Genomic DNA, 22,948 nt, shown 5'->3' on the forward strand with positions numbered 1-22,948 from the left:
AAAGACATATCGCCCATCCTAATACTGACATTTTATAATGATACCACACGGGAAAAGCGTAGTCAAACCATTTTCAGAATATTTTCATAGAAAAATCAATATTTTCTCATTCTCGCTTAGTCGCTGCAAGAATCCAATATCCCTTATCACGATCCTCTTCTCGAACACTTCCAAATAACTCTTGCATTTTCGTTACCGCCGATGGAGCACCTTGCTTCTTTTGAATAACCACCCACAGCTCCCCACCGACTTCCAAATGCTCATAAGCCTGCTCAAATATATGATGCACAACTTGTTTCCCTGCGCGAATGGGCGGATTCGTTACTATCTTCGTAAATTTGCGACCAATCACAGCTTCGAACAGATCGCTCTGCACAATCTCCGCATTCCCGATACCATTACTGCGCATATTGATTCCTGCTAATTCGACTGCTCTCTCATTGATGTCGATCAATGTCGATTTGCCTTTCTTAGCGAGCCATGCCGCCGTAAGACCGATCGGGCCATAACCGCAGCCAACATCCAGAACGCGGTCCTCTTCTTGAATGTTCATGGCCTTAATGAGCAGACGGCTTCCAAAATCGAGCCCGCCCTTGGAGAACACACCTGCATCCGTAACAAAAGTAAACTGCTTGCCGCGCAGCTCTTCTTCAATTTGTCCCCGCTTGCTCTCCACCGAAGGCTTAGCCGAATAATAATGATCCGCCATGTGCGATCACTCCATTCATCACACTTTAGTCCCGTAAAGTCTTGATATGAACAAAACCCCCTTGAGGCCCAAGCCTCAAAAGGGGATTCGTCGAACTTAAACTCGATTGACTCGAGATTACTTCACTTCTACGTTAGCGCCTGCTTCTTCAAGCTTAGCTTTCAAAGCGTCTGCTTCTTCTTTAGCGATTTTCTCTTTGATTGCCTTAGGAGCGCCATCAACTAGGTCTTTTGCTTCTTTCAAGCCAAGGCCTGTGATTTCACGAACTACTTTGATTACGTTGATCTTGGACGCGCCTGCGCTTGTCAAGATTACGTCGAATTCGCTTTGCTCTTCAACTTCTGCTACTGCTGCTGCGCCTGCAGCTACTGGTGCTGCTGCTGTTACGCCGAACTCTTCCTCGATTGCTTTAACAAGGTCGTTCAGTTCCAAGATTGTCATGCCTTTGATCGCTTCAAGAATTTGTGCGTTACTCATGTGATAACCCTCCATATTAGGAATATTTGATTTCGGCTATGCCGATTGCTTGATCGTCTTACTTAGATCTAACTTAAGCTTGCTTCTCAGCCACTGCTTTAACAGCAAGGGCGAAGTTTCTGACTGGAGCTTGTAGTACGCTAAGCAACATGGAGAGCATTCCTTCGCGGGAAGGCAACTCAGCTAGTGCTTTGATTTGTGCTGCATCAACAACCTTACCTTCAACAACGCCTGCTTTCACTTGAAGCTTGTCGTTCTTCTTGGAGAAATCCACCAAGATTTTCGCGCCAGCTACTAGATCTGTTTTGCTGAATGCAATTGCAGTTGGGCCAGTCAATGAAGAGTCCAAATCTGTTAGTTCAGAAGCCGCCGTTGCACGACGCACCACTGTATTCTTAAGAACTTGGAACTCAACACCCGCTTCACGAAGCTTTTTCCGAAGATCGGTTACCTGCTGTACGTTAAGACCGCGGTAGTCCGCTACGATTGTGCAACTGCTCTCACGCAGTTTCGCGGATACTTCCTCCACCGCTAACTGTTTCTCTTGCAGTACTTTCGCGTTTGCCATGTTCACACCTCCTAGTATCCAAAACTATAATTCTGTACCCATCCGATGCAGGATGTTGCTCTGCTTGACGTTAAAAAAGCCTCCGCAGACAGACGGAGGCATGATCACGTTACATGTATCACAACACCTCGGTAGGAAATTAAGCCGCAAGGCACCTACTGTCTACGGTTCGCATATTCGTTTGTTAACCTTCAACATCTTATCACGGTTTCATCGAAATTGCAAAATGCAATGTTAGGTAATTCCCCTATCATGCTCATGCATCTCGGTTGTAACCGGATTAACGGAAGGATTGCAAGTTCACACGTACGCTTGGACCCATGGTCGAAGATACAGCGATGTTACGCAAGTAAACGCCCTTTGCAGCAGCCGGTTTTGCTCTGTTCAGAGCGTCTACCAATGCCTTAAAGTTCTCGCCTAACTTGTCAGCGTCGAAGGAAACTTTGCCGATAGGAGCATGAATTTGTCCAGCTTTATCCAGACGGAATTCAATTTTACCTGCTTTGATTTCCTGAACAGCTTTCGTTACATCAAATGTGACTGTGCCGGCTTTCGGGTTCGGCATCAAACCTTTACCCCCGAGAAGACGTCCCAATTTACCTACTTCGCTCATCATATCCGGAGTAGCTACGCAGACATCAAAATCGAACCAACCTTGTTGGATCTTATTGATCATATCTGCATCACCAACGAAATCAGCGCCTGCTGCCTCTGCTTCTTTGGCTTTGTCGCCTTTCGCGAATACTAGAACGCGCTTGCTCTTACCTGTTCCGTTCGGAAGTACAACCACACCGCGTACGGCTTGGTCTTGCTTTCTTGGGTCAACACCCAAGCGAACAGCTACTTCCACGGTTTCGTCAAACTTAGCCGGAGCTGTCTTCTTAACAAGCTCAATGGCTTCGTTCGGCTCGTAGCTGGATTCCGGGTTAACCAGTTTCGCAGCTTCTAGCCACTTCTTTCCGTGCTTTGCCATGTTCCATCCTCCTTTGTGGTATTAGCGGAATATCCTCCCACTGTGCGGCGCTCGAAGTCCGCGGGTGTTGAATTAATCTTCAATCACGATACCCATACTGCGGGCAGTACCTTCAACCATACGCATTGCAGCTTCTACAGATGCAGCGTTAAGGTCAGGCATTTTTTGCTCGGCAATCTCGCGAACTTTAGAACGTTTCAATGTTGCAACTTTCTTCTTGTTCGGTTCACCGGAGCCTTTCGGCACGTTAGCCGCTACACGAAGCAATACAGCAGCCGGAGGAGTTTTCGTTTCAAAAGTGAAAGAACGATCCTCGAATACGGTAATCACGACTGGAATGATTAGACCAGCTTGATCCGCTGTACGCGCGTTAAATTCCTTACAGAAAGCCATAATGTTAACCCCTGCTTGACCCAATGCTGGACCAATTGGAGGAGCTGGATTCGCTTTACCTGCAGGGACTTGCAGCTTTACCATTTTAATAACTTTTTTAGCCATGTGACACACCTCCTTGCACGTAATGTGGTAAGAACGGGATAGTTTCCCTCCCACTCGCGCGTGCCCTATTCTGCACTGAATAAGGCCGCTTAGAAACCTACAGATTGACCCGAGTTACTTCGATCAAAATGCATAGAAGTCAGCACGAAACGACTCCATCATAGCTTCCTTGACGAAAGCAAGCAGCTACGGGTAATGGAGAAATTCGGCGACTTCCCGAGAAAACATCAATTAGAGTTTCTCTTATATCTTCTCCACTTGAGTATATTCCAACTCTAGCGGGGTTTCTCTTCCGAACATGTTCACATGCACCTTAAGCTTCGCTTTATCCATCAGGATATCTTCAACCGTTCCGACAAAGTTAGCAAAAGGTCCAACCTTAACACGTACTGTTTCTTTCAGGCTAAAGTCAATCTTCGGCTTCGGTTCTTCCATACCCATGTGCTTGAGTATATTCTCCACTTCCTCGGGCAATAGTGCCGTAGGCTTGGAGCCTGAACCAGTGGATCCGACAAAGCCAGTAACACCTGGCGTGTTGCGAACCACATACCAAGAATCATCGGTCTGAATCATCTCAACCAACACATAACCTGGATACACTTTACGCATTACAGTCTTGCGCTTGCCATCCTTGTTCACGATCTCTTCTTCCATCGGAACCAGCACTCGGAATATCTTGTCGGCCATATTCATGGATTCGACACGCTTCTCGAGATTGGCTTTCACTTTATTCTCATACCCTGAATAGGTATGTACAACGTACCACCGTTTTTCCATCTTGTCACCTGGATTTCCTTATCATTTGAAAAAGCGCAGCAATTCGGTCAGTCCAAGGTCAATCAACCAAAAGTAGATGGTCACGAACGTGACTGTCGCAATTACGACGATTGTGTAACTGATTACTTCTTTACGGCTTGGCCATTTAACTTTCTTCAACTCCGACCAGCTGTCGGTAAAAAAAGCAAATGTGGAACCGAAACCTTGCTTCACTCTCTGCAAATAAGTCACGATCACACCTCCAAAAACTGGAGCCCGAAAGCCAAATTCGGGAACACGAAAAACCCCCGAATGCGTAGGGCTACCTGAACTACTTTATCATAGTCTACTTGACGTGTCAATAAACGAGAGATTTGCAAGCCCGCCGTCCACTGCTTCTATAACCGATGCTTGTTCTTTATTGTAGCCAGTAATACGGATAGCTAAACCTGAGAAAAGCAAAAAGCATTCTTCTCATATCATTTCAATGAAAAGAATGCTCCTACACATCTCTTATCTCCAAATACCGTTCGAGCTTACGTTTCACCCTCTGGAGGGCATTATCAATCGATTTCACATGACGGTCCAAATCTACCGCAATCTCTTGATAGGATCGGCCGTCCAGATAGAGCATTAACACCTTCCGCTCCAGATCACTCAGGATTTCACCCATCTTATCTTCCAAGCCGCTGAATTCTTCTTGATTAATGATCAATTCTTCGGGATCTGTCATCCGTGATCCGCAAATAACATCAAGTAAGGTTCGATCGGAATCTTCATCATAGATAGGCTTGTCCAAGGAAACATAGGAATTAAGCGGAATGTGCTTCTGGCGGGTAGCGGTCTTAATCGCAGTAATAATTTGGCGGGTAATACACAGCTCAGCGAATGCTTTAAACGTGGAAAGCTTGTCCTCCTTGAAATCGCGGATGGACTTGTATAGGCCAATCATGCCTTCCTGTACAATATCTTCGCGGTCAGCTCCAATGAGGAAATACGATCGAGCCTTAGCCCGGACGAAATTCTTGTATTTATGAATTAAGTATTCCAATGCCTCGCTGCTGCCATCGCGGACCGCTTCGACATTTTCTTCATCTGTCTTGTGGTCAAAGTCACGCATTCTCAATTCTTTGAGGTCGATGCTCACCGACAATCCCTCCGGCCTGCTTGCAAGGCTAACCTAGTTCGTTTAGCTTGACAAAGATTAGCCTTAGTATACATGAAGGCATTGAACATCGTCAACGGGGACCGTCCCCGCGCCGCCATCTTTCGAACAAGTTTCGCTGATCTCGGCTTAGCTTGCTGTCGAATGTATTGCGTATTTTGGAAGAAGCCTGCTCCTCCATTCGACTTTTCATCTCTTTCGAGCTTTGTCTCACACTATGCAATAACTCGCGGGCAGGCAAGCGAAGAGCTCCTTGGCCAAAAGTAACGCTCTGTTCTATGAAATCCGATGTGGCCACATAGACTTGAGTTCTGCGCGAGCTGAGTTCCCTCACAAGCCTCTCGATCATGGAGTCGGCGGTTTCTTTCTCCTTCGTGTACTGGACCTCCAGCGCACTCTGCCAATACTTACCTCCAACTCCAGGCACCTGATAAGCATCGAACACCACAATGACCCGTTTTCCCGAGTAAGATTGATAGTTCGCCAACAGATCTATCAGTTTGTCACGCGCTTCCTCCAGGCTGATGTCTTTGAGCTTCGAAAGCTCCGGCCATGCCCCGATAATATTATAGCCATCCACGATCAATATTTGCTTCATACGCGCATAAGCACCCGCTTCAAGAGACGGGACTCGTACGCTGCCGCACAACCTCATACATCAATACAGATGCAGCAACGGAAGCATTGAGAGAATTAATATGTCCATGCATCGGGAGTGTGACTAAAAAATCGCATTTTTCTTTGATCAGACGGCCAATGCCCTTACCTTCATTCCCAATTACAATCGCGAGCGGCATCTTAAAGTCTGCCTGATACACACTCTGCTCACCAGAGACATCCGCACCCGCAATCCATATCCCCGCTTCTTTCAGCCGCTCAATCGTCTGAGCCAGATTGGTAACACGCGCTACCGGAACGTATTCTATGGCACCTGCAGAGGTCTTGGACACAGTAGCAGTCAGTCCAACCGAACGCCTCTTCGGAATGATAACTCCATGGACGCCTGCGCAATCGGCTGTACGTAGTATGGAACCCAGATTATGCGGATCTTCGATCTCATCGAGAATTAGAAGAAACGGAGCACTGCCGCTCTCTTGAGCTTGAACAATCAAATCCTCCAGCTCAATGTAATCATAAGCCGTCACTTGAGCGACCACACCTTGATGAGGCACTTCTTGCACAAGCTGATCCAGCTTACGCTTATCAACGACTTGCACAACCACACCTTGCTTTTTAGCTTCTGTTAGCAAAGGTGTCAGCTGCTGCTGCTTCGCCTGGTCCGCAATATATAATTTATGAATCGTTCGACCTGAACGCAGCGCCTCATGCACCGAGTTCCTTCCGCCAATGTATTCTTCCATATTGAATTTCTCCTTCTACTTACATCTATTCATTCTAAAAATCAATCGTTCGCTGCACCTGAGCGCGGATTAATTCTTTGACCCTGCTAGCGACTCGATAGCGACATCCATCAACGCTTGGAGCCGCTCATACGAGCCTTGATAATATAGATAACCAACTAAGCATTCAAAAGCTGTGCTATGTCTATACTCCAATACATCAGCATTCTTCGGAACGGATCCGGACTTAGCGTTACGCCCGCGTTTCACTATATCCTTCTCCTCTTCAGTAAGCTGCGGCATCCATGCCTCAAGCGCCTTGGATTGAGCTCGATTGGAGACAAACCGTACGGACTCACGATGCAAATGATTCGGTCTATGATTAGGCTGAGAAATGACGTACTGGCGAACATATGTTTCATACACCGCGTCTCCCAAATAGGCCAACACCAGCGGACTTAACTGCTTATAAGGCTTCGATGGCAGAAAAGTGAACAGAGTCGAGTTCATCGGATCCCGTTCCTTCTTCTTTGATTGAATGGTTGTATTCGTATCCGTATTCGTATTCATATCGGTATCCGTCTCGAGCTTCCCCCTTGTCATTTTCGGCGCCAGCGGATTCCCTGCGGTGTATCCTCCAGGAATATTCCTTGCTCCGTCAATAGATCCCGGATCTCATCCGCTCGTGACCAATTTTTACTCTTCCGCGCTTCCGTCCGCTCTATGATCAATCGTTCGATATCCTCATCCAGCAGCTCGTTGTTCTCTTCCTTCAGTATACCCAAGATCCCGTTAAGCTCAGCGAAAGCTTGCATTAATTGTTCCAACGCAGCCTTCTTCGCATTCGGCTTATTCATGTATGGATTGGCAATACTTACTAACTCGAACATAGCGGTGATCGCATCTGCTGTGTTAAAGTCATCGTTCATTTTATCTTGGAAAAAGGTTCGATTCGCTGCGATGGCGGCTTTTATTTCTTGTTCTTCCTCATCTCTATCCGGAGCAGACAATGTCTCCAGACGATGCTTAAGATTAATAACACAATTATTCAGTCGTTCCAGACCATTGTCGGCCTGCTCGATAGCTTCATCCGTGAAATTGATCGGATTCCGATAATGTGTGGAGAGCATGAAAAAACGAAGCGTCTCAGGTTTGATCTGCTTTAACAACTCTTTGACAATAATCCCGTTGCCAAGCGATTTGGACATTTTCTGATCATGGATATGAATGTATCCATTATGCATCCAATACCTTGCCAACGGCTTGCCCGATAAGCATTCGGACTGGGCCACTTCACACTCATGATGCGGGAACTGCAGGTCTTGACCGCCTCCGTGAATATCAAGCGTATCGCCCAGGTATTTGCGCACCATAGCCGAGCACTCTATATGCCACCCTGGGCGCCCATCCCCCCAAGGACTTGGCCAGAATATTTCTCCTGGCTTGGCTGCCTTCCATAATACAAAATCTTGCGGATTCTCCTTGCGTTCGTCGACTTCTACCCGAATACCGAACTGCAATTCCTCCAAATTCTGGTGAGACAGCTTTCCGTATTCAGGAAAATTCGACGTTCGGAAGTAAACATCACCGCCGCTCTCGTATGCGAATTCCCCGTTCACCAACTCTTCAATAAAAGCGATGATCTCAGGGATATTCTCTGTGACTCGAGGGTTAACCGTAGCACGCTCGATCCGCAGCGATTCCAGATCTTCGTAGTAAGCGGCAATGAATCGTTCGGCAATGTCGGGTACGGTCATGTTCGATTGCTCGGATTTGCGAATCAGCTTGTCATCCACATCGGTGAAGTTCACTACGTACTTGACTTCATACCCAATCCAGCTCAAGTATCTCCGAACGACATCAAAGAAAATAGCAGGACGCGCATTTCCAATGTGGATATAATCGTACACGGTAGGTCCGCACACATACATATTCACCTTGCCAGGGGTAAGCGGTTCGAACGTTTCCTTACTTCGTGTTAAAGTGTTATACAGTTTCAGATTGCCCATTGCCATTCTCTTGCCCTCCATTATGTTTCTTGCCTTCCATAGCCTTCTGTTTCTGAAGCTCTTCAATCTGACTCCTCAGCTCTTCAATTTGTTTCTCCATTTGCTGAAAAATATCAATAAGCGGGTCCGGAAGCTTGTCGTGATCGAGTCGATTCAGACTGATCCCATCCCGTTTCACGACTCTCGCTTTGAATCCGACAACGGTGCTGTTAGGGGGGACCTCTTGCATGACGATCGCATTCGCGCCTATCTTCGAATTATCTCCCACGGTGAACGATCCCAAAACCTTCGCTCCTGAAGAAATCACCACATTATTGCCGATGGTAGGATGACGCTTCCCTTTCTCCTTGCCGGTACCGCCTAAAGTTACGCCCTGATAAAGCACTACATCATCGCCGATTTCGCAGGTTTCTCCAATAACAACGCCCATTCCGTGGTCTATGAAGAGTCGATTTCCCAACTTCGCTCCAGGATGAATCTCGATACCGGTGAAGAAACGGCAGATTTGGGACACAATGCGTGCGAAGGTATACCATCTATGCTTGTAAAAGAATCGGGATATTCTATGTCCCCAAATGGCATGAAGTCCTGAGTAGGTGAATAACACCTCGAACAAGCTCCTTGCCGCAGGGTCATTATCAAAAACGGCCCCAATGTCTGACTTCATCCGACTAAACATACGCTCTCCCCCGTTACCATTCTCTCTTGGCACAGAAAGTTCTCTTGTTTTCAGCACAATGATTCCAGCCTTTCCTGGTGGTTAACCAAATAAAAAACGCCCCTGCAGCGTTAGCTGCAGAGACGTCTGATCGCGGTCCCACTCTGCTTGAAATATCCTTGAACACACATACTGTGAAGCATGCTGCTCTAACTATTCCACTCGAAATCCTTAACGCGGACCATTCGGCACTGCCTAGACGACTAGCGCAAACGAGTATACGTTCGCACATTAGTCGTATCAACCGTGCAGCTCACAGGCGCATTTCCGAATGAGCGGGATTGGATAACTCACAGCCGCTTGTTCAATAAGAACAACCGATTATCCTCTCTGTGAATCCCTGCCGAAACGTACTCTCCTGATCGAGGCTTTTATCTAAGCTCAATTAGCATAAAGTGTAAATGTAAATTACTGATTAGTATACACCAATCTAATGCGTTATGACAATATTCCGCTCAAACGTTCAACAATTTTGGCTTTTCCTAGCAGGTACAATGTCTGATTCAGATCACGACCGTGCATCTGACCTGTCAGAGCAACACGGATCGGCATGAACAATGCTTTTCCCTTGAAGCCCGTGTCCTTCTGCACTTGTTTCAATGATTGTTGTATAGTGTCCACAGTAAGCTCCGACTCCGGCAACCGCTCAATGAGTTCAAGAAAGGCTCTAAGTACAGCAGGCACTTGTTCTTCGCTCAACACAGCTTCAGACTCTTCATCCCTTGTAACCGTATCGGTGAAGAACATCTCTGACAATTCAACAATTTCGGAAGCCGCATGCAATTGCTCTTGATACAGACCGACAAGCGATGTAACCCATTGCTTAGTTGCTTCGTCCAACTCAGTCGGAATACGTCCAGCTTTCTGCAGGTGGGGGATGGCTAGTTCGGTAATTCGCCCTGTGTCTGCTTTTTTAATGTAGTAATTGTTCATCCATTTCAGCTTCTCTGTATCGAACACGGCTGGACTTTTGGAGACACGCGAAAGATCGAACTGCTCAATGAGCTCCTCTCTCGTAAATATTTCTTCCTCCCCTTTTGGAGACCAACCTAGTAGAGCAATAAAATTCAAAACGGCTTCCGGTAAGTAACCGAGCTCGTCATATTGCTCTATAAACTGAATAATGGATTCGTCCCGCTTACTCATTTTCTTCCGATCTTGATTTAGAATAATGGATAAATGAGCAAACTCAGGAGCAGGAATTTCTAAAGCTTCGTAAAGTAAAACTTGCCGCGGAGTGTTAGACACATGCTCTTCACCCCGGATCACAAGCGTAATGTTCATTAAATGATCGTCCAATATGACCGCAAAGTTATAAGTCGGAATCCCATCTGGCCGTGCAATGATAAAATCCCCAATACCGTTTGAGTCGAATTCAACCGTCTCACGCACTCTATCAGTAAACTGAATGGTTTGATTCTCAGGTACACGAAAGCGAGTTGCAGGCTTCCGTCCCTCAGATTCGTAATTCGCTTTATCCTCCGCAGATAAATGACGACATCTTCCTGAATATCGAGGCATTTCACCTAATTCTTCCTGTTCCGCCCTCTCCCGCTCTAAATCTTCCTCGGAACAGTAACAAGGATATGCGGTCCCGTTCTCTAACAGCTTATCGATGAACGGCTTGTATAATGACAGCCTCTCCATCTGGCGGTATGGAGCATACGGCCCACCGATGTCCACACTTTCATCCCAATCCATTTGAAGCCATTTCAAACCCTCGAGTTGGCTGTCGATGGCAGCCTCCACATGACGAGTCTGATCTGTATCTTCGAACCGGACAATGAACTGGCCACCGCTTTTACGTGCCATAAGATAATTGAAAAGTGCCGTTCTTGCTCCGCCGATATGCAGATGTCCCGTCGGACTTGGAGCATAACGGACGCGTACTTCATTAGACATAATTTTTACTCCTCCCATTCGATCCATCCAAAAATATTAGAAGCTATCATAGCACAACTTTCATTAAACACACAACCGATTGAGCGGCAATTCCTTCGCCACGCCCGGTAAACCCTAGTTGCTCTGTCGTCGTAGCCTTTACATTCACTTGAGCTGTATCCGCTCCTAGAGCCTGTGCAATGATAGCCGTCATCTGCGGAATGTACGGGGCCATCTTAGGCTTCTGAGCAATAATTGTGGAGTCTATGTTGCCAAGCTTATACCCCTTCTCTTGAGCAAGCTCCCATACCCGTTCAAGCAGCTTCAGGCTATCTGCGTCCTTGAAAGCATTGTCATGATCCGGAAAATGCTTGCCAATATCACCAAGGCCCAACGCACCCAGTATTGCATCACTAATCGCGTGCAGCAGCACATCCGCATCGGAATGCCCGAGCAATCCTTTTTCATAAGGAATGTCGACACCGCCAATAATGCACTTACGACCCTCCACTAGTTGATGTACATCAAAGCCATTTCCTACTCGTATCATTTGATTCCCTCTCCCCCATAACGCGCTGCAATCGTCTCTGCCCATAGCAAATCTTCCGGCGTTGTGATTTTGATATTCGTATAAGTTCCTTCTGCAATCCGCACATGAATCCCTAATCGTTCCACTAGAACAGAGTCATCCGTTCCGGTGTATGCATCACGAATTGCTTGCTCATGGGCTTCTCGCAGCAAATCAAGACGAAAAGCTTGCGGGGTTTGAATGGCCCACAAGCTTCTTCGGTCCGGCGTCGATTGGATGACTCCGCTCTTATCCGCGACTTTAATTGTATCCTTCACCGGCACAGCCAGTACGGCCGCTCCGGTTATTCGGGCTTCCGCTATGCACGAGCGAACTCGCGCCTCTCCTATGAAAGGCCTGACACCATCATGCACCGCAACCCACTCGATGCGCTGGGGCATCGCCTGTATTCCGTTGTATACGGATGCTTGCCGTTCTGCACCCCCAGCAAGGACAGCTGACACTTTGCTCAAGCCATTGTGAACTATGTAATCTTGGCATCTAGCAATATCACCTGCCCCCACAACAAGCACGATCGTATCGACGATGTCCATTGCTTGGAATCTTTCAAGGGTATGAACCAGAATCGGCTTACCGCTGAGCATCAAGTATTGTTTGCTCTCAGGCGTACCCATTCGTGTTCCGGTTCCTGCGGCAACAACGATTACGCCTACATTACTCATCTATAGGACTCACTCCTGCCGTAAAACAATTAGATGTATCCTATCATAATCGTTTTACTGCGCTTTTTCCAATAATTTCGGTTTGGCAAAAATCATACGCCCTGCCGAAGTCTGCAGAACACTCGTAACCAACACCTCAATCGTCGCGCCGATGAAATCTCGGCCGCCTTCTACTACAATCATCGTCCCATCATCAAGATAAGCAACCCCTTGGCCGTGCTCCTTGCCATCTTTGATCACTTGAACGAGAATTTCTTCCCCTGGCAGGACGACTGGCTTAACGGCATTGGCTAAGTCATTAATGTTCAGAACCGATACGCCCTGCAATTCGCATACTTTATTGAGATTGAAGTCGTTTGTAATGACTTTCCCCTGTAATACCTTTGCTAGCCGCACCAGCTTGCTGTCCACCTCGGAAATTTCCTCGAAATCTCCTTCATAAATTAACACCTTCACATCTAGCTCTTTTTGAATCTTGTTCAGAATATCAAGTCCCCGTCGACCGCGGTTGCGCTTAAGCAGATCAGAGGAATCCGCAATATGTTGAAGCTCTTCCAGGACAAACTCTGGTATGACCAGAATCCCTTCTATGAAGCCAGTCTTACAAATATCCGCAATACGGCCATCAATGATGACGCTTGTATCCAATATTTTGTGAATATCCGCAGAAGCTCCTCCGCGTTTGTTCTTCTCGCTTTTGGAAGCGAATAAATCCATCACATCATCCTTACGAGCATATCCGACACGGAATCCAATGTAACCAAGCAAGGCGGTAAGGCTTACAGCAAGCACACTTCCTAGCCATCCAATCTTGGTCAGAATCGGGAATAACAAAGCAGATATAGCAAGACCAACCACAATACCAGCTATTCCTGAGAACAACTCTGGAGAAGGGATGCGGGCCATTTGCTCCTCCCACTTATACAAGCGCTCCTGCCCAAATTGAATTAAACCTGTCGTAAAACCGTAGAACAGAGCTGCCATAATCCCAGCACACACGAATGCTTGTCCGGCAATCGCATCCACCTCAAACAAAAGGTTCACCATGAATAAGAACAATTGCCCGATTAGCTCTTGCCACTGGTATCCAATCAAAGCCCCGATCAAAGCCATCAGCAGCCTTCCATAACGAATAACCATTTTAACCTTCACCTCCATAAACGGGACATATCCGGTCCTGGTTTGAACATGTGCACAATGCCAAATGAGGATGCAACAAGCCGGAAATATCTCTCTTTTTACAATTATGGTCCAATTTCAGTTCCACTAATCTCTCACCTGTAACTTTTTTTGTAAAATGTTTATGAAGGAAACGCTCTCATGTTGGATTGAATAATACTTCCATTTCTTTTATAATGAAAAAAATGAGTTCTTACACGAGGTGAATGGAATGAGCGACTTAACCTTGAAACAATTTCAAGAGCAAGTGTCCGATCTGCTGCTCCGTCATCGAAGCTTGCTGGATGTCCTATCCAAGACTCAGCAATCAAGCGCTTCTATGAACCGAAGTGTGATAAAAGCGATTACCGAATGCGGGTGTATTAGCTTGCAGGCTAACAAACAACCTTATCCCGCGGAGCTATCCCTTGAAGATGCTCGATCTTTCGCCCAGACCCATGTTAATGGTCAGTTATGTGAGAATTGCGTAGATGCCATCACTGTGCAGTTGGGCAAGAACTTGTTCTACATGTCTTCGATGTGTAACCTGCTAGACCTGAATATGGATGCAATATTGGAAAAGGAATCTCAAAAGTGCACGACGTTAGGCATATTCAACTTGTCGTGAGGAATGGCATACAACAAACAGAAAAAGCATTTATTTTCCCTTATGGAAAATAAATGCTTTTTATTTTCGAAACCGTATGTTTAGTTATCCGTGTTTCTTCGATTTAGTGGATTCGTCTACACCAGGCTTATTGCGTTTCCTTCTTCTGGAGAGTGTTCTAACGTTTTTTTTTAGGCCATTCAATCCATATAGGGCATATAGCACTAACGGAACGAACAATAGCTTCGTCAATATGCCTTTATATACGATAGCGAGAATAACGACTACTACCACAATTATGGGTGTAATCCACACCGCTGCCTTAGGAATACCCACTTTCTTAAAGTTCGGGTACCTTACAGTACTGACCATTAAAAAGGATAACACGAGTGTTGAAATTAGTAATAGGGTCGATGAGATCTCATCATGGAATAAAGCTAATGTACTGAGTACGCAACCCGCCGCAGGAATGGGAAGACCGATAAAGTAACCAGGTGTACCCGCGACTACATTGAACCTAGCCAGTCTTAGCGCTCCACAAATCGGGAAGATAGCTGTTACAATCCAAGCAAGCGCAGCTGTGTTCAGATCCTGAAAAGCTACTACATACATAATGAATGCTGGTGCGACACCAAATGAGATGACATCTGATAAGGAATCCAGCTCTTTACCGAATTCGCTCTGTGCGTTCAATGCTCGAGCAACTCGTCCATCGAGCCCGTCGAGAAGCATGGCTACGATGACGAATATAGCGGCTAATTCTGCGTTTGAGTTGTCCGGGCTGGAATTGAAAGCCAAAATAATCGCAATAATCCCCAAGAACAGATTACCTACGGTAAACATGCTGGGAATAGAATTTCTAATCATGCAAGCTCCACCTCTAAATGTACTATGCCCCAATTCAATTCATTCCATGTTATCATGGTCTTGTTGAGTTGGAACAGGAAACAATTGTTCGTCCAATCTATCTTATGATTGTATGCGTTTTAAATATGTCTGTCAATGAACAATTGCTCTTGGATACGCTTCAAACCTTCCTTAATGGCTCGTGCACGAACCTCTCCAATGCCGTCCACCTCGTCTAGTTCCTCTATGGTGGCCATTACCATATGAGGAAGATGTACGAATCGCTCTACAAGATTATGGATGATAATAGCAGGCAATCGCGTAAGCTTACTCAGCATCCGATAACCGCGCGGAGAGACAGGTTCCTCAAGCATGGAATTGGAGTAGGAGAAGCCTAAAAGCCTTATAAGATGCTGGTGATCCAATAACTCTTCCGCACTGAGCTTCTTCAAACCTGCGATCACTTCTCTAACTTTCTCGTCCGAATTATCCTTGCAATAGTCCTTTATCAGGAGCATCTCTTCTTGTTCGGTGTTGGCCACAAGCTCTTCCAGCTGCATGCGAATGAGGCGACCCTCAGTGCCCAATTCGGTAATGTATCGTTTGATCTCCGTCTTCACGCGGAGCACCATTTCAATACGTTGAATAGCGCCTGATACTTCTTGTAACGTGACCAATTCCTCGAACTCGGCCGCCCCAAGATTGGTCAATGCCTGATCCAGAACAGTCTTATACTTCTCTACAGTCTGAATGGCTTGATTGGCCTTCGTCAGAATAACTCCGATATCTTTAAGCGAGTAACGTAGATTTCCCTGATACACGGTAATCACATTACGGCGTTGGGAGATCGAGACAACAAGCTTGCCTGTCTGCTTGGCCACTCGCTCAGCCGTTCTATGACGGATCCCTGTCTCGATGGAACTGATGGAAGAATCCGGGATCAACTGAGTATTGGCATACAGAATCCGTTTGATATCCTCGCTAAGGATGATAGCGCCATCCATCTTGGCAAGCTCATATAAATAGTTGGGAGAGAAATCGCAATTTATGGAAAAGCCCCCGTCTACGAGTTCCATTACTTCAGGGCTATAGCCTACTACGAGTAAAGCTCCTGTCTTAGCGCGAAGCACATTTTCTAGCCCTTCGCGAAAAGAGGTGCCAGGAGCGACCAACTGCAGAATTTGACTCATTTTATCGCGTGGAGCTTCTTCTTTCACTTGCTGACCTCCTAAAACTTTCCGTAGGAAAGTTACTTCTCACTCTAAAGTCGCCTTCAACGCTTCGGCTACTGTGTTTACAGCTATTATCTCAATCCCATCAGGTGGATTCCACCCTTTGGTACTCTTGGCAGGTAATACAACTCTTCTAAACCCTAATTTGTGCGCCTCCCGAACTCTTGCATCAACCCTGGACACACCGCGCACTTCTCCGGTTAATCCAACCTCTCCGATGACAACGTCATAAGGATTCACCGGTTTGTCCTTGAAGCTGGAAGCAATCGCTACAGCAACAGCCAGATCAACGGCGGGTTCATCCAACTTCAGGCCTCCTGCAACGTTCAGATAAGCATCTTGATTCTGCAGAAACAAACCAATTCTTTTCTCCAATACCGCAATGATCAACGTGAGTCTGTTATAATCGACCCCCGTCGCCATCCTTCGAGGGCTAGGAAAATTCGTTGAAGAGACAAGCGCCTGAAGCTCGACCAGGACGGGTCTCGTACCCTCCATACTTGCTACTACTGTTGATCCTGACACATGAAGAGGTCGTTCGGCAATGAATAGCTCAGAAGGATTAGTAACCTCTCTGAGGCCAAGCTCATTCATTTCGAATATTCCGATTTCATTGGTAGATCCGAATCTGTTCTTAACCGCTCGCAGTAACCGATAAGTATGATGCCGCTCTCCTTCAAAATACAGAACACAATCCACCATGTGCTCCAAGAGCCGAGGACCCGCAATTGCTCCCTCCTTGGTAACGTGCCCTACCAGCACGGTTGCGATACCTTTTCCTTTGGCAATTCTCATAAAATGGCCTGTGCATTCTCTTACTTGCGATACACTGCCCGGCGCAGAGGTAACAGCAGGATGGTACACGGTCTGGATCGAGTCGATCACCAAAAGATCGGGTTGCGTACTCTCAATCGCCTCATCAATCAATTCCATATTCGTCTCACACAGGACAAACAAATTCTCGGATAGCGCGTTCAGCCGATCTGCTCTAAGCTTCAGCTGTGCGGCAGATTCCTCTCCAGATATGTACAGCACTTTCAAGTTCTTTACGGTCAAGCTAAAAGAAGTTTGCAGCAACAAAGTGGATTTCCCGATCCCTGGATCCCCGCCTACTAAGATTAGAGACCCGGGTACAATGCCGCCTCCCAATACTCGATTGAGCTCGGTCATGTCGGTGAGTATGCGATTCTCCTGACTACTTTCTATATTTATGATCGATACGGGCAATTCTTTCGTAAGAGTTGTTGAACTCGACAATCCCCGTGCGCGCACAGGCGTCTCGATCTCTTCAACAAAGCTGTTCCAAGCTTGACAACCAGGGCATTTCCCCAACCATTTCGGCGATTCATACCCGCACTCTTGACAGCTAAATTTAGTTTTGAGCTTAGCCATTACATATCCTCGCTTTGCATAGTAATCAAAGTTTACCATGTGATGCAAATACTGAAAACCCCACAATGGAATATTTTTCATGTATCACAATCAAAACCCCACGCCCTGATCACTCAGAGAACGTGGGGTTGCTTACCCTTGTGCTATATATCAATTAGCTGAAACTTGGTTCTTCAGTACAACTAACTCACCGTTCTGTTCATCAATGGTCAACGAATCCCCTTTGGCTATACTGCCTTGAAGCAGCTCTTCGGATAAACGATCCTCAATATGCTTCTGGATCGCTCTGCGAAGCGGTCTTGCGCCATAGGTCGGATCGAAGCCTTCCTTAGCAAGAAATTTCTTGGCTGAGTCTGTCAAAGTAAATGCCACTTCATGCTCACGCAGACGCTTGCTAAGCTCATCAGACATAAGGGTAACAATCTTGGCAATGTGCTCCTCATCCAAGGAGTGGAAGACGATATTCTCGTCAATCCGGTTAAGGAACTCTGGTCGGAAGTTTTTCTTCAGCTCCGCCATGACTTTATCCTTCATCACATTGTAATCTTTACCTGAGTCATTGACGGCCGTGAAGCCTAAGGAAGTATTTTTCTTGATTGTATCCGCGCCAACATTGGATGTCATAATGATCAGTGTGTTACGGAAATCTACTGTGCGTCCTTTGGAATCCGTCAGACGGCCGTCCTCTAGAACTTGCAACAGGATATTGAACACTTCGGGATGAGCCTTCTCAATCTCGTCTAAGAGCACAACAGAGTAAGGCTTACGGCGAACTTTCTCGGTCAGTTGTCCGCCTTCTTCGTATCCTACATATCCCGGAGGCGCTCCGACTAGACGAGAAGTCGAATGTTTCTCCATGTACTCGGACATGTCAATCCGGATAACCGCATTCTCATCTCCGAACATCGATTCAGCCAGAGCACGAGCCAACTCTGTTTTACCTACACCCGTAGGACCCAGGAAGATGAACGATCCCATTGGGCGTTTCGGATCCTTAAGCCCCGCTCTAGCGCGGCGAATGGCTCGGCTTACCGCTTTGACGGCTTCATCCTGACCAATAATTCTCTCATGAAGAATCGATTCCATCTTAAGCAGGCGCTCGGTCTCTTCTTCAGCCAGCTTCGTAACAGGCACTCCCGTCCAGCTTGCCACAACCTGAGCGATATCGTCCGGAGTAACCTCTGAGTCGGTTCTGCCTTGTTTTTCTTTCCATTCATTCTTCGTAATTTCAAGCTCGTCACGCATCTTCTGTTCCGTATCTCGGAGAGAAGCTGCTTTCTCGAACTCTTGACTTTGCACCGCTGCATCCTTTTCCTTGCGGACATTGTCAAGCTGAGTCTCCAATTGCTTCAGGTTCGGCGGTATGGTATAGGAACGTAGTCTTACTTTGGAGCTGGCCTCATCGATTAGATCGATTGCTTTATCCGGTAAGAAACGGTCGGTAATATAGCGATCGGATAACTTAACGGCCTGTACAATAGCCTCATCCGTAATTTTCACCCGGTGATGCGCTTCATAACGATCACGCAATCCGTGCAGAATCTGAATAGCTTCATCAGGAGAAGGCTGATCCACTGTGATTGGTTGGAAACGGCGCTCCAGGGCGGCATCCTTCTCGATATACTTCCGATACTCATCCAGAGTGGTAGCACCTATACACTGCAGCTCGCCGCGCGCAAGCGCCGGCTTCAGGATGTTAGAGGCGTCAATGGCGCCTTCAGCCCCGCCTGCACCGATAAGAGTGTGCAGTTCGTCGATAAAGAGCACAATATTACCTGCTGCGCGAATCTCATCCATAATTTTTTTCAGACGATCTTCGAACTCTCCGCGATATTTGGTTCCTGCCACTACCGAGCCCATGTCGAGCGTCATTACACGCTTGTCTCGCAGAGTCTCCGGGATTTCGTTGTTAATGATCCGTTGGGCAAGTCCTTCCGCAATTGCAGTCTTACCTACCCCAGGCTCTCCGATCAGAACAGGATTGTTCTTCGTACGGCGGCTTAACACCTGGATCACACGTTCAATTTCTTTGGCCCGGCCGATAACCGGATCCAGATTTCCTTCTTTGGCATAGGCGGTCAAATCTCTGGCCAACCCGTCTAATGTAGGAGTATTCACGTTAGCTGAAGTCCCTTGGTTCGAGGACACGGCCTCGCTGCTTCCTAGAAGCTGCAGAACCTGCTGACGCGCTTTGTTAAGGCTGACGCTTAAGTTGTTAAGCACACGAGCTGCAACTCCTTCACCCTCACGGATAAGGCCTAGTAGGATGTGCTCGGTTCCTACGTACGTATGCCCAAGCTTACGCGCTTCGTCCATGGATAGCTCAATTACCTTCTTCGCTCTTGGCGTGTATGCAATGTTGGTTGGCTGCTCTTGACCGCGCCCAATCAGCGATTCCACTTCATCCTGTATTTTCTCGAGACTGAGGCCCAAAGCTACAAGTGCTTTTGCTGCAATTCCGTCACTTTCACGAATAAGTCCAAGTAAAATATGCTCTGTACCAATATTGTTATGTCCCAAGCGCACAGCCTCTTCTTGTGCTAAGGCCAGTACTTTCTGAGCTCTCTCCGTAAATCTGCCAAACATCATGCCAAACACCTCCATTTATTGTTATAACAAGAACTGATTATAAATGTGTTAAGTAGTACATAGCTTCTCGCGTATTAATTCGGCACGGCGAATATCTCGATCGTCTGACGACAGCTTCGCTCCAGCAGAATATTGAAGGTACCCTGGCTGAGTCAGTACCGACAATTCATTCAGTACATTTGGAGAAACATTCTCCAGTATGCCTAAATCAATACCTAAACGAACATCTGACAACCGCTGTGCAGCTTCTTTAGAATCCATGATAGAAGCATAAGACAATATCCCGTAGGATCGTTTGACTCTGTCTTCTATTCGCAGTCGGGACTCACTAACAAGCTTCTGCCTTGCCGCACGCTCGTGCTCAATAATTTGACGCACTACGCTGTATAGATTATCTATAATCTCCTGTTCAGACTGACCAAGTGTAATCTGATTGGAGATCTGAAACACGTTACCCGTCGCTTCACTGCCTTCCCCGTAAAGTCCTCTAACCGCTAGACCCACCTGATTGATCGCAGATAAAATGCGGTTCATCTGTTGAGTTATAACGAGTGCAGGAAGATGCATCATGACCGAAGCTCTTATACCTGTTCCTACATTTGTAGGACAACTGGTCAAGTAACCTCTATGCTCATCAAAAGCATAATCAAGCTGTGATTCAAACACATCATCGATCTGATTCGCCAAATCCCACGCTTCTCTTATCTGGAAACCCGGACATAAACATTGTATGCGAAGATGGTCTTCTTCGTTGATCATTATGCTAACCGATTCGTTACGGCTGAGAATAAATGCTCCGTCTCTTGCCTCATTGGCCAAATTCGGACTGATGAGATGTTTCTCGACGAGAACCCGTTTCTCCAAGTCACTTAGCTGTTCAAGGGAAATGAACTGGAACTCACTGATCGTATTCAACTCATCGCTATCCATCATCTGACGCACTTGATTCAGCACTTCTTTGGATTGGATATTGGTAGACAGCATCGGGAATGGATATGTGCTAAGATTACGGGCTATTCGGATCCGACTGCTTATGACCACATCTTGATCAGGCCCTTTGGCATTCATCCACTCACTAAGCGCATGCTCCATATATTTTCGGGAAGACATGAACGATCACCTCTTTTCAGCCTTGCACGCCGTTATATTTATTTTCTAACTCTCGGATCTTATCTCTTAGTGTTGCTGCATATTCGAATTCCTGACTTTGGATTCTGGCTTGAAGCTCATGCTTCAGCTCTTCGATCTCACGTTTTTGCTGAATAAGTCCGCCTGAGCGTTTCGGGATTTTGCCGACATGTACGACGTTTCCGTGAACCCTCTTCAAAAGAGGATCAAGTTTGTCAGTAAAATGCTTGTAGCACGAGCTGCATCCAAAACGTCCCAATTTGCTGAACTGTCCGTAAGTTAACCCGCATTGATCGCATCTAAGTGCAGAAGTTGCCTTCTGACCAAAGGAAGCACCTGTGGGAGGATCGAAATCTAACAAGCCCGATAACAAATTATGAATGGAAAAACCATTAGGCGTACCTGGAATCATCTCACCCTTCTCTCGAGCACATGATTCGCAAATATGAAACTCCGTCTTCTCCCCATTCACAATCTTCGTAAAATGCAGAGTAGCCGGCTTCTTGTTGCATTCCTGACAAAGCATACCCTATCGTCCCTCCTCCGCGGAATTGTGAAGCAAATGCACCTCAGAAGCGTGATTCAAAACAAGTGATCATTTACTTAAAAGAGCAATCAACATTGCTTTGAGCAGCTTCGCCCTGATTTCGTCGCGGAGAGGCAGCTTGAATGTGAGTACATCCCTAGAAATGGCTGCTCGTAGCAGATTAGCTTCCCGGCAAGTGATTAGCTCCCCATCCTCGAGCTGGTAAATAAGACCTTCAGCACTGGATTGGTCGATATGCGTGCTTATCGTTCGGAAGATATGCACGTGAATCCCTTCCTTGAGAGGAAGGTCAACTTTCTGGATACGGATATATCCACCGCCACCCCGCTTGCTTTCCACTAGGAAACCTTTCTCTACCGTAAAACGAGTACTAATCACATAGTTGATTTGGGATGGTACACACTCGAACCGGTCGGCCAGGTCGCTCCGCTGAATCTCAATCACATTATCCGGACTAAGCTGTAAAGTATGCTTCAGATACTGTTCAATGATGTCCGAGACATTGCGCATCCATGGACCTCCATTCCCAATAAATTGACTTTGACTATCTTTGACTATATCTCCATTATAATGAGTTTTCTGAATTTTGCAAGTAGTAGGCTTCACTCTATTTTCTTAAAATGGTATTACTTATTGTAGCAGTTTCCTAATCGCTTTATACGCGTTTACCCCATCTAATTCCTTAAACTCAAGGGCTGTAATTTGAAACTGCTGGCTTGTTCTTTAACGTTGGATGCCCTGGCGGTTGATTTAAACTTGTTTGACATGCTGCTGACGTCAAGATTAGTTGCGAAAAAGCAATTAATTCGTGTCACGTTGATCAAATCTGTGCATTTAGTTGCATAAAAGCAATTAATCGTACCAAATTGCGATTTTCAGTCACATACTGGTCCGATTAGTTGCGGTTTAGCAGTTAATTCGGGGAAAAAGCGGGAGTGCGTGAGATTAGTGCGGTTTCGCAGCTAATTCGCTTTCCTCGGCAACAAAAGCTCCAGACAGCAAAAGACCCGCACATGATGTGCGGGTCTTTTGCTTATCTGCTCCTGCTTGGCAACGTCCTACTCTCCCAGGACCCTGCGGTCCAAGTACCATCGGCGCTGGAGG

Annotated in this window: 25 protein-coding genes and 1 other annotated feature; of the genes, 1 reads left to right on the forward strand and 24 read right to left on the reverse strand. The window is 46.5% G+C overall.

Features of this window, described 5'->3' with window-relative positions; translation table 11 throughout:
- Positions 1 to 106: 106 nt before the first annotated feature.
- The 17 genes from AC58QD_RS31340 to AC58QD_RS31420 all read right to left on the reverse strand — a co-directional run bounded on the left by AC58QD_RS31340 (position 107) and on the right by AC58QD_RS31420 (position 13,479).
- Positions 107 to 709, reverse strand: coding sequence for a class I SAM-dependent methyltransferase (locus AC58QD_RS31340; protein ID WP_497338983.1), 603 nt, complete (start codon positions 707 to 709; stop codon positions 107 to 109).
- A 117-nt stretch (positions 710 to 826) separates the two neighbouring features.
- Positions 827 to 1,186, reverse strand: a complete 360-nt coding sequence (rplL, locus tag AC58QD_RS31345) for a 50S ribosomal protein L7/L12 (protein ID WP_497338984.1) — start codon at positions 1,184 to 1,186, stop codon at positions 827 to 829.
- A gap of 73 nt (positions 1,187 to 1,259) precedes the next feature.
- Positions 1,260 to 1,754 (reverse strand): 50S ribosomal protein L10, encoded by a 495-nt coding sequence (rplJ, locus tag AC58QD_RS31350; RefSeq protein WP_497338985.1) that lies wholly within the window; start codon positions 1,752 to 1,754, stop codon positions 1,260 to 1,262.
- Between the two features lie 63 nt (positions 1,755 to 1,817).
- Positions 1,818 to 1,940: a sequence feature (ribosomal protein L10 leader region), on the reverse strand.
- Between the two features lie 94 nt (positions 1,941 to 2,034).
- Complete coding sequence (gene rplA, locus AC58QD_RS31355) at positions 2,035 to 2,727, reverse strand: 50S ribosomal protein L1 (protein WP_497338986.1); 693 nt, start codon at positions 2,725 to 2,727, stop codon at positions 2,035 to 2,037.
- A gap of 72 nt (positions 2,728 to 2,799) precedes the next feature.
- A complete protein-coding gene (rplK, locus tag AC58QD_RS31360) occupies positions 2,800 to 3,225 on the reverse strand; it encodes a 50S ribosomal protein L11 (RefSeq protein WP_497338987.1) in 426 nt (141 codons plus the stop codon).
- 243 nt (positions 3,226 to 3,468) lie between these two features.
- The gene (gene nusG / locus AC58QD_RS31365) at positions 3,469 to 4,002 is read right to left on the reverse strand and encodes a transcription termination/antitermination protein NusG (protein WP_497338988.1); all 534 of its coding nucleotides are present in this window, start codon (positions 4,000 to 4,002) and stop codon (positions 3,469 to 3,471) included.
- A gap of 21 nt (positions 4,003 to 4,023) precedes the next feature.
- The gene (gene secE, locus AC58QD_RS31370) at positions 4,024 to 4,233 is read right to left on the reverse strand and encodes a preprotein translocase subunit SecE (protein WP_497338989.1); all 210 of its coding nucleotides are present in this window, start codon (positions 4,231 to 4,233) and stop codon (positions 4,024 to 4,026) included.
- A 250-nt stretch (positions 4,234 to 4,483) separates the two neighbouring features.
- The gene (sigH, locus tag AC58QD_RS31375) at positions 4,484 to 5,128 is read right to left on the reverse strand and encodes an RNA polymerase sporulation sigma factor SigH (protein WP_497338990.1); all 645 of its coding nucleotides are present in this window, start codon (positions 5,126 to 5,128) and stop codon (positions 4,484 to 4,486) included.
- A 91-nt stretch (positions 5,129 to 5,219) separates the two neighbouring features.
- A complete protein-coding gene (locus AC58QD_RS31380; protein WP_497338991.1) occupies positions 5,220 to 5,744 on the reverse strand; it encodes an NYN domain-containing protein in 525 nt (174 codons plus the stop codon).
- Between the two features lie 19 nt (positions 5,745 to 5,763).
- Positions 5,764 to 6,507, reverse strand: a complete 744-nt coding sequence (rlmB, locus tag AC58QD_RS31385; protein ID WP_497338992.1) for a 23S rRNA (guanosine(2251)-2'-O)-methyltransferase RlmB — start codon at positions 6,505 to 6,507, stop codon at positions 5,764 to 5,766.
- 69 nt (positions 6,508 to 6,576) lie between these two features.
- Positions 6,577 to 6,996, reverse strand: coding sequence for a Mini-ribonuclease 3 (locus AC58QD_RS31390; RefSeq protein ID WP_497339006.1), 420 nt, complete (start codon positions 6,994 to 6,996; stop codon positions 6,577 to 6,579).
- 89 nt (positions 6,997 to 7,085) lie between these two features.
- Entirely contained in the window at positions 7,086 to 8,501 is a 1,416-nt protein-coding gene (cysS, locus tag AC58QD_RS31395) for a cysteine--tRNA ligase (protein WP_497338993.1), read from the reverse strand.
- Positions 8,473 to 9,174, reverse strand: coding sequence for a serine O-acetyltransferase EpsC (epsC, locus tag AC58QD_RS31400; RefSeq protein WP_497338994.1), 702 nt, complete (start codon positions 9,172 to 9,174; stop codon positions 8,473 to 8,475). The genes cysS and epsC overlap by 29 nt, the downstream gene beginning before the upstream one ends.
- Before the next feature lie 477 nt (positions 9,175 to 9,651).
- Positions 9,652 to 11,115 (reverse strand): glutamate--tRNA ligase, encoded by a 1,464-nt coding sequence (gltX, locus tag AC58QD_RS31405; RefSeq protein WP_497338995.1) that lies wholly within the window; start codon positions 11,113 to 11,115, stop codon positions 9,652 to 9,654.
- 46 nt (positions 11,116 to 11,161) lie between these two features.
- A complete protein-coding gene (gene ispF, locus AC58QD_RS31410; protein WP_497338996.1) occupies positions 11,162 to 11,644 on the reverse strand; it encodes a 2-C-methyl-D-erythritol 2,4-cyclodiphosphate synthase in 483 nt (160 codons plus the stop codon).
- Positions 11,641 to 12,345 (reverse strand): 2-C-methyl-D-erythritol 4-phosphate cytidylyltransferase, encoded by a 705-nt coding sequence (ispD, locus tag AC58QD_RS31415; RefSeq protein ID WP_497338997.1) that lies wholly within the window; start codon positions 12,343 to 12,345, stop codon positions 11,641 to 11,643. The genes ispF and ispD overlap by 4 nt, the downstream gene beginning before the upstream one ends.
- Before the next feature lie 54 nt (positions 12,346 to 12,399).
- Entirely contained in the window at positions 12,400 to 13,479 is a 1,080-nt protein-coding gene (locus tag AC58QD_RS31420) for a PIN/TRAM domain-containing protein (protein WP_497339007.1), read from the reverse strand.
- Positions 13,480 to 13,735: 256 nt separating this feature from the next.
- Here AC58QD_RS31420 and AC58QD_RS31425 point away from each other — a divergent pair, with 256 nt between their 5' ends.
- On the forward strand, positions 13,736 to 14,131 hold the full coding sequence (locus AC58QD_RS31425) for a DUF1573 domain-containing protein (RefSeq protein WP_497338998.1): 396 nt from the start codon (positions 13,736 to 13,738) through the stop codon (positions 14,129 to 14,131).
- Positions 14,132 to 14,215: 84 nt separating this feature from the next.
- On the opposite strand, the gene pssA is transcribed toward AC58QD_RS31425, so the two are convergent.
- The 7 genes from pssA to AC58QD_RS31460 form a co-directional block, all read right to left on the reverse strand.
- The gene (gene pssA / locus AC58QD_RS31430; protein WP_497338999.1) at positions 14,216 to 14,977 is read right to left on the reverse strand and encodes a CDP-diacylglycerol--serine O-phosphatidyltransferase; all 762 of its coding nucleotides are present in this window, start codon (positions 14,975 to 14,977) and stop codon (positions 14,216 to 14,218) included.
- 119 nt (positions 14,978 to 15,096) lie between these two features.
- Entirely contained in the window at positions 15,097 to 16,173 is a 1,077-nt protein-coding gene (disA, locus tag AC58QD_RS31435; RefSeq protein ID WP_497339000.1) for a DNA integrity scanning diadenylate cyclase DisA, read from the reverse strand.
- Positions 16,174 to 16,212: 39 nt separating this feature from the next.
- Positions 16,213 to 17,580: a DNA repair protein RadA gene (radA, locus tag AC58QD_RS31440; protein WP_497339001.1), complete on the reverse strand. Its 1,368-nt coding sequence runs from the start codon at positions 17,578 to 17,580 to the stop codon at positions 16,213 to 16,215.
- 150 nt (positions 17,581 to 17,730) lie between these two features.
- Positions 17,731 to 20,169, reverse strand: coding sequence for an ATP-dependent protease ATP-binding subunit ClpC (gene clpC, locus AC58QD_RS31445; RefSeq protein ID WP_497339002.1), 2,439 nt, complete (start codon positions 20,167 to 20,169; stop codon positions 17,731 to 17,733).
- A 48-nt stretch (positions 20,170 to 20,217) separates the two neighbouring features.
- Positions 20,218 to 21,279: a protein-arginine kinase McsB gene (gene mcsB, locus AC58QD_RS31450; RefSeq protein WP_497339003.1), complete on the reverse strand. Its 1,062-nt coding sequence runs from the start codon at positions 21,277 to 21,279 to the stop codon at positions 20,218 to 20,220.
- Between the two features lie 16 nt (positions 21,280 to 21,295).
- The gene (gene mcsA / locus AC58QD_RS31455) at positions 21,296 to 21,823 is read right to left on the reverse strand and encodes a protein-arginine kinase activator protein McsA (protein WP_497339004.1); all 528 of its coding nucleotides are present in this window, start codon (positions 21,821 to 21,823) and stop codon (positions 21,296 to 21,298) included.
- Positions 21,824 to 21,892: 69 nt separating this feature from the next.
- A complete protein-coding gene (locus tag AC58QD_RS31460) occupies positions 21,893 to 22,354 on the reverse strand; it encodes a CtsR family transcriptional regulator (RefSeq protein ID WP_497339005.1) in 462 nt (153 codons plus the stop codon).
- Between the last annotated feature and the right edge of the window lie 594 nt (positions 22,355 to 22,948).

It is taken from the genome of Paenibacillus sp. J2R1T-4 (genome assembly GCF_059692235.1).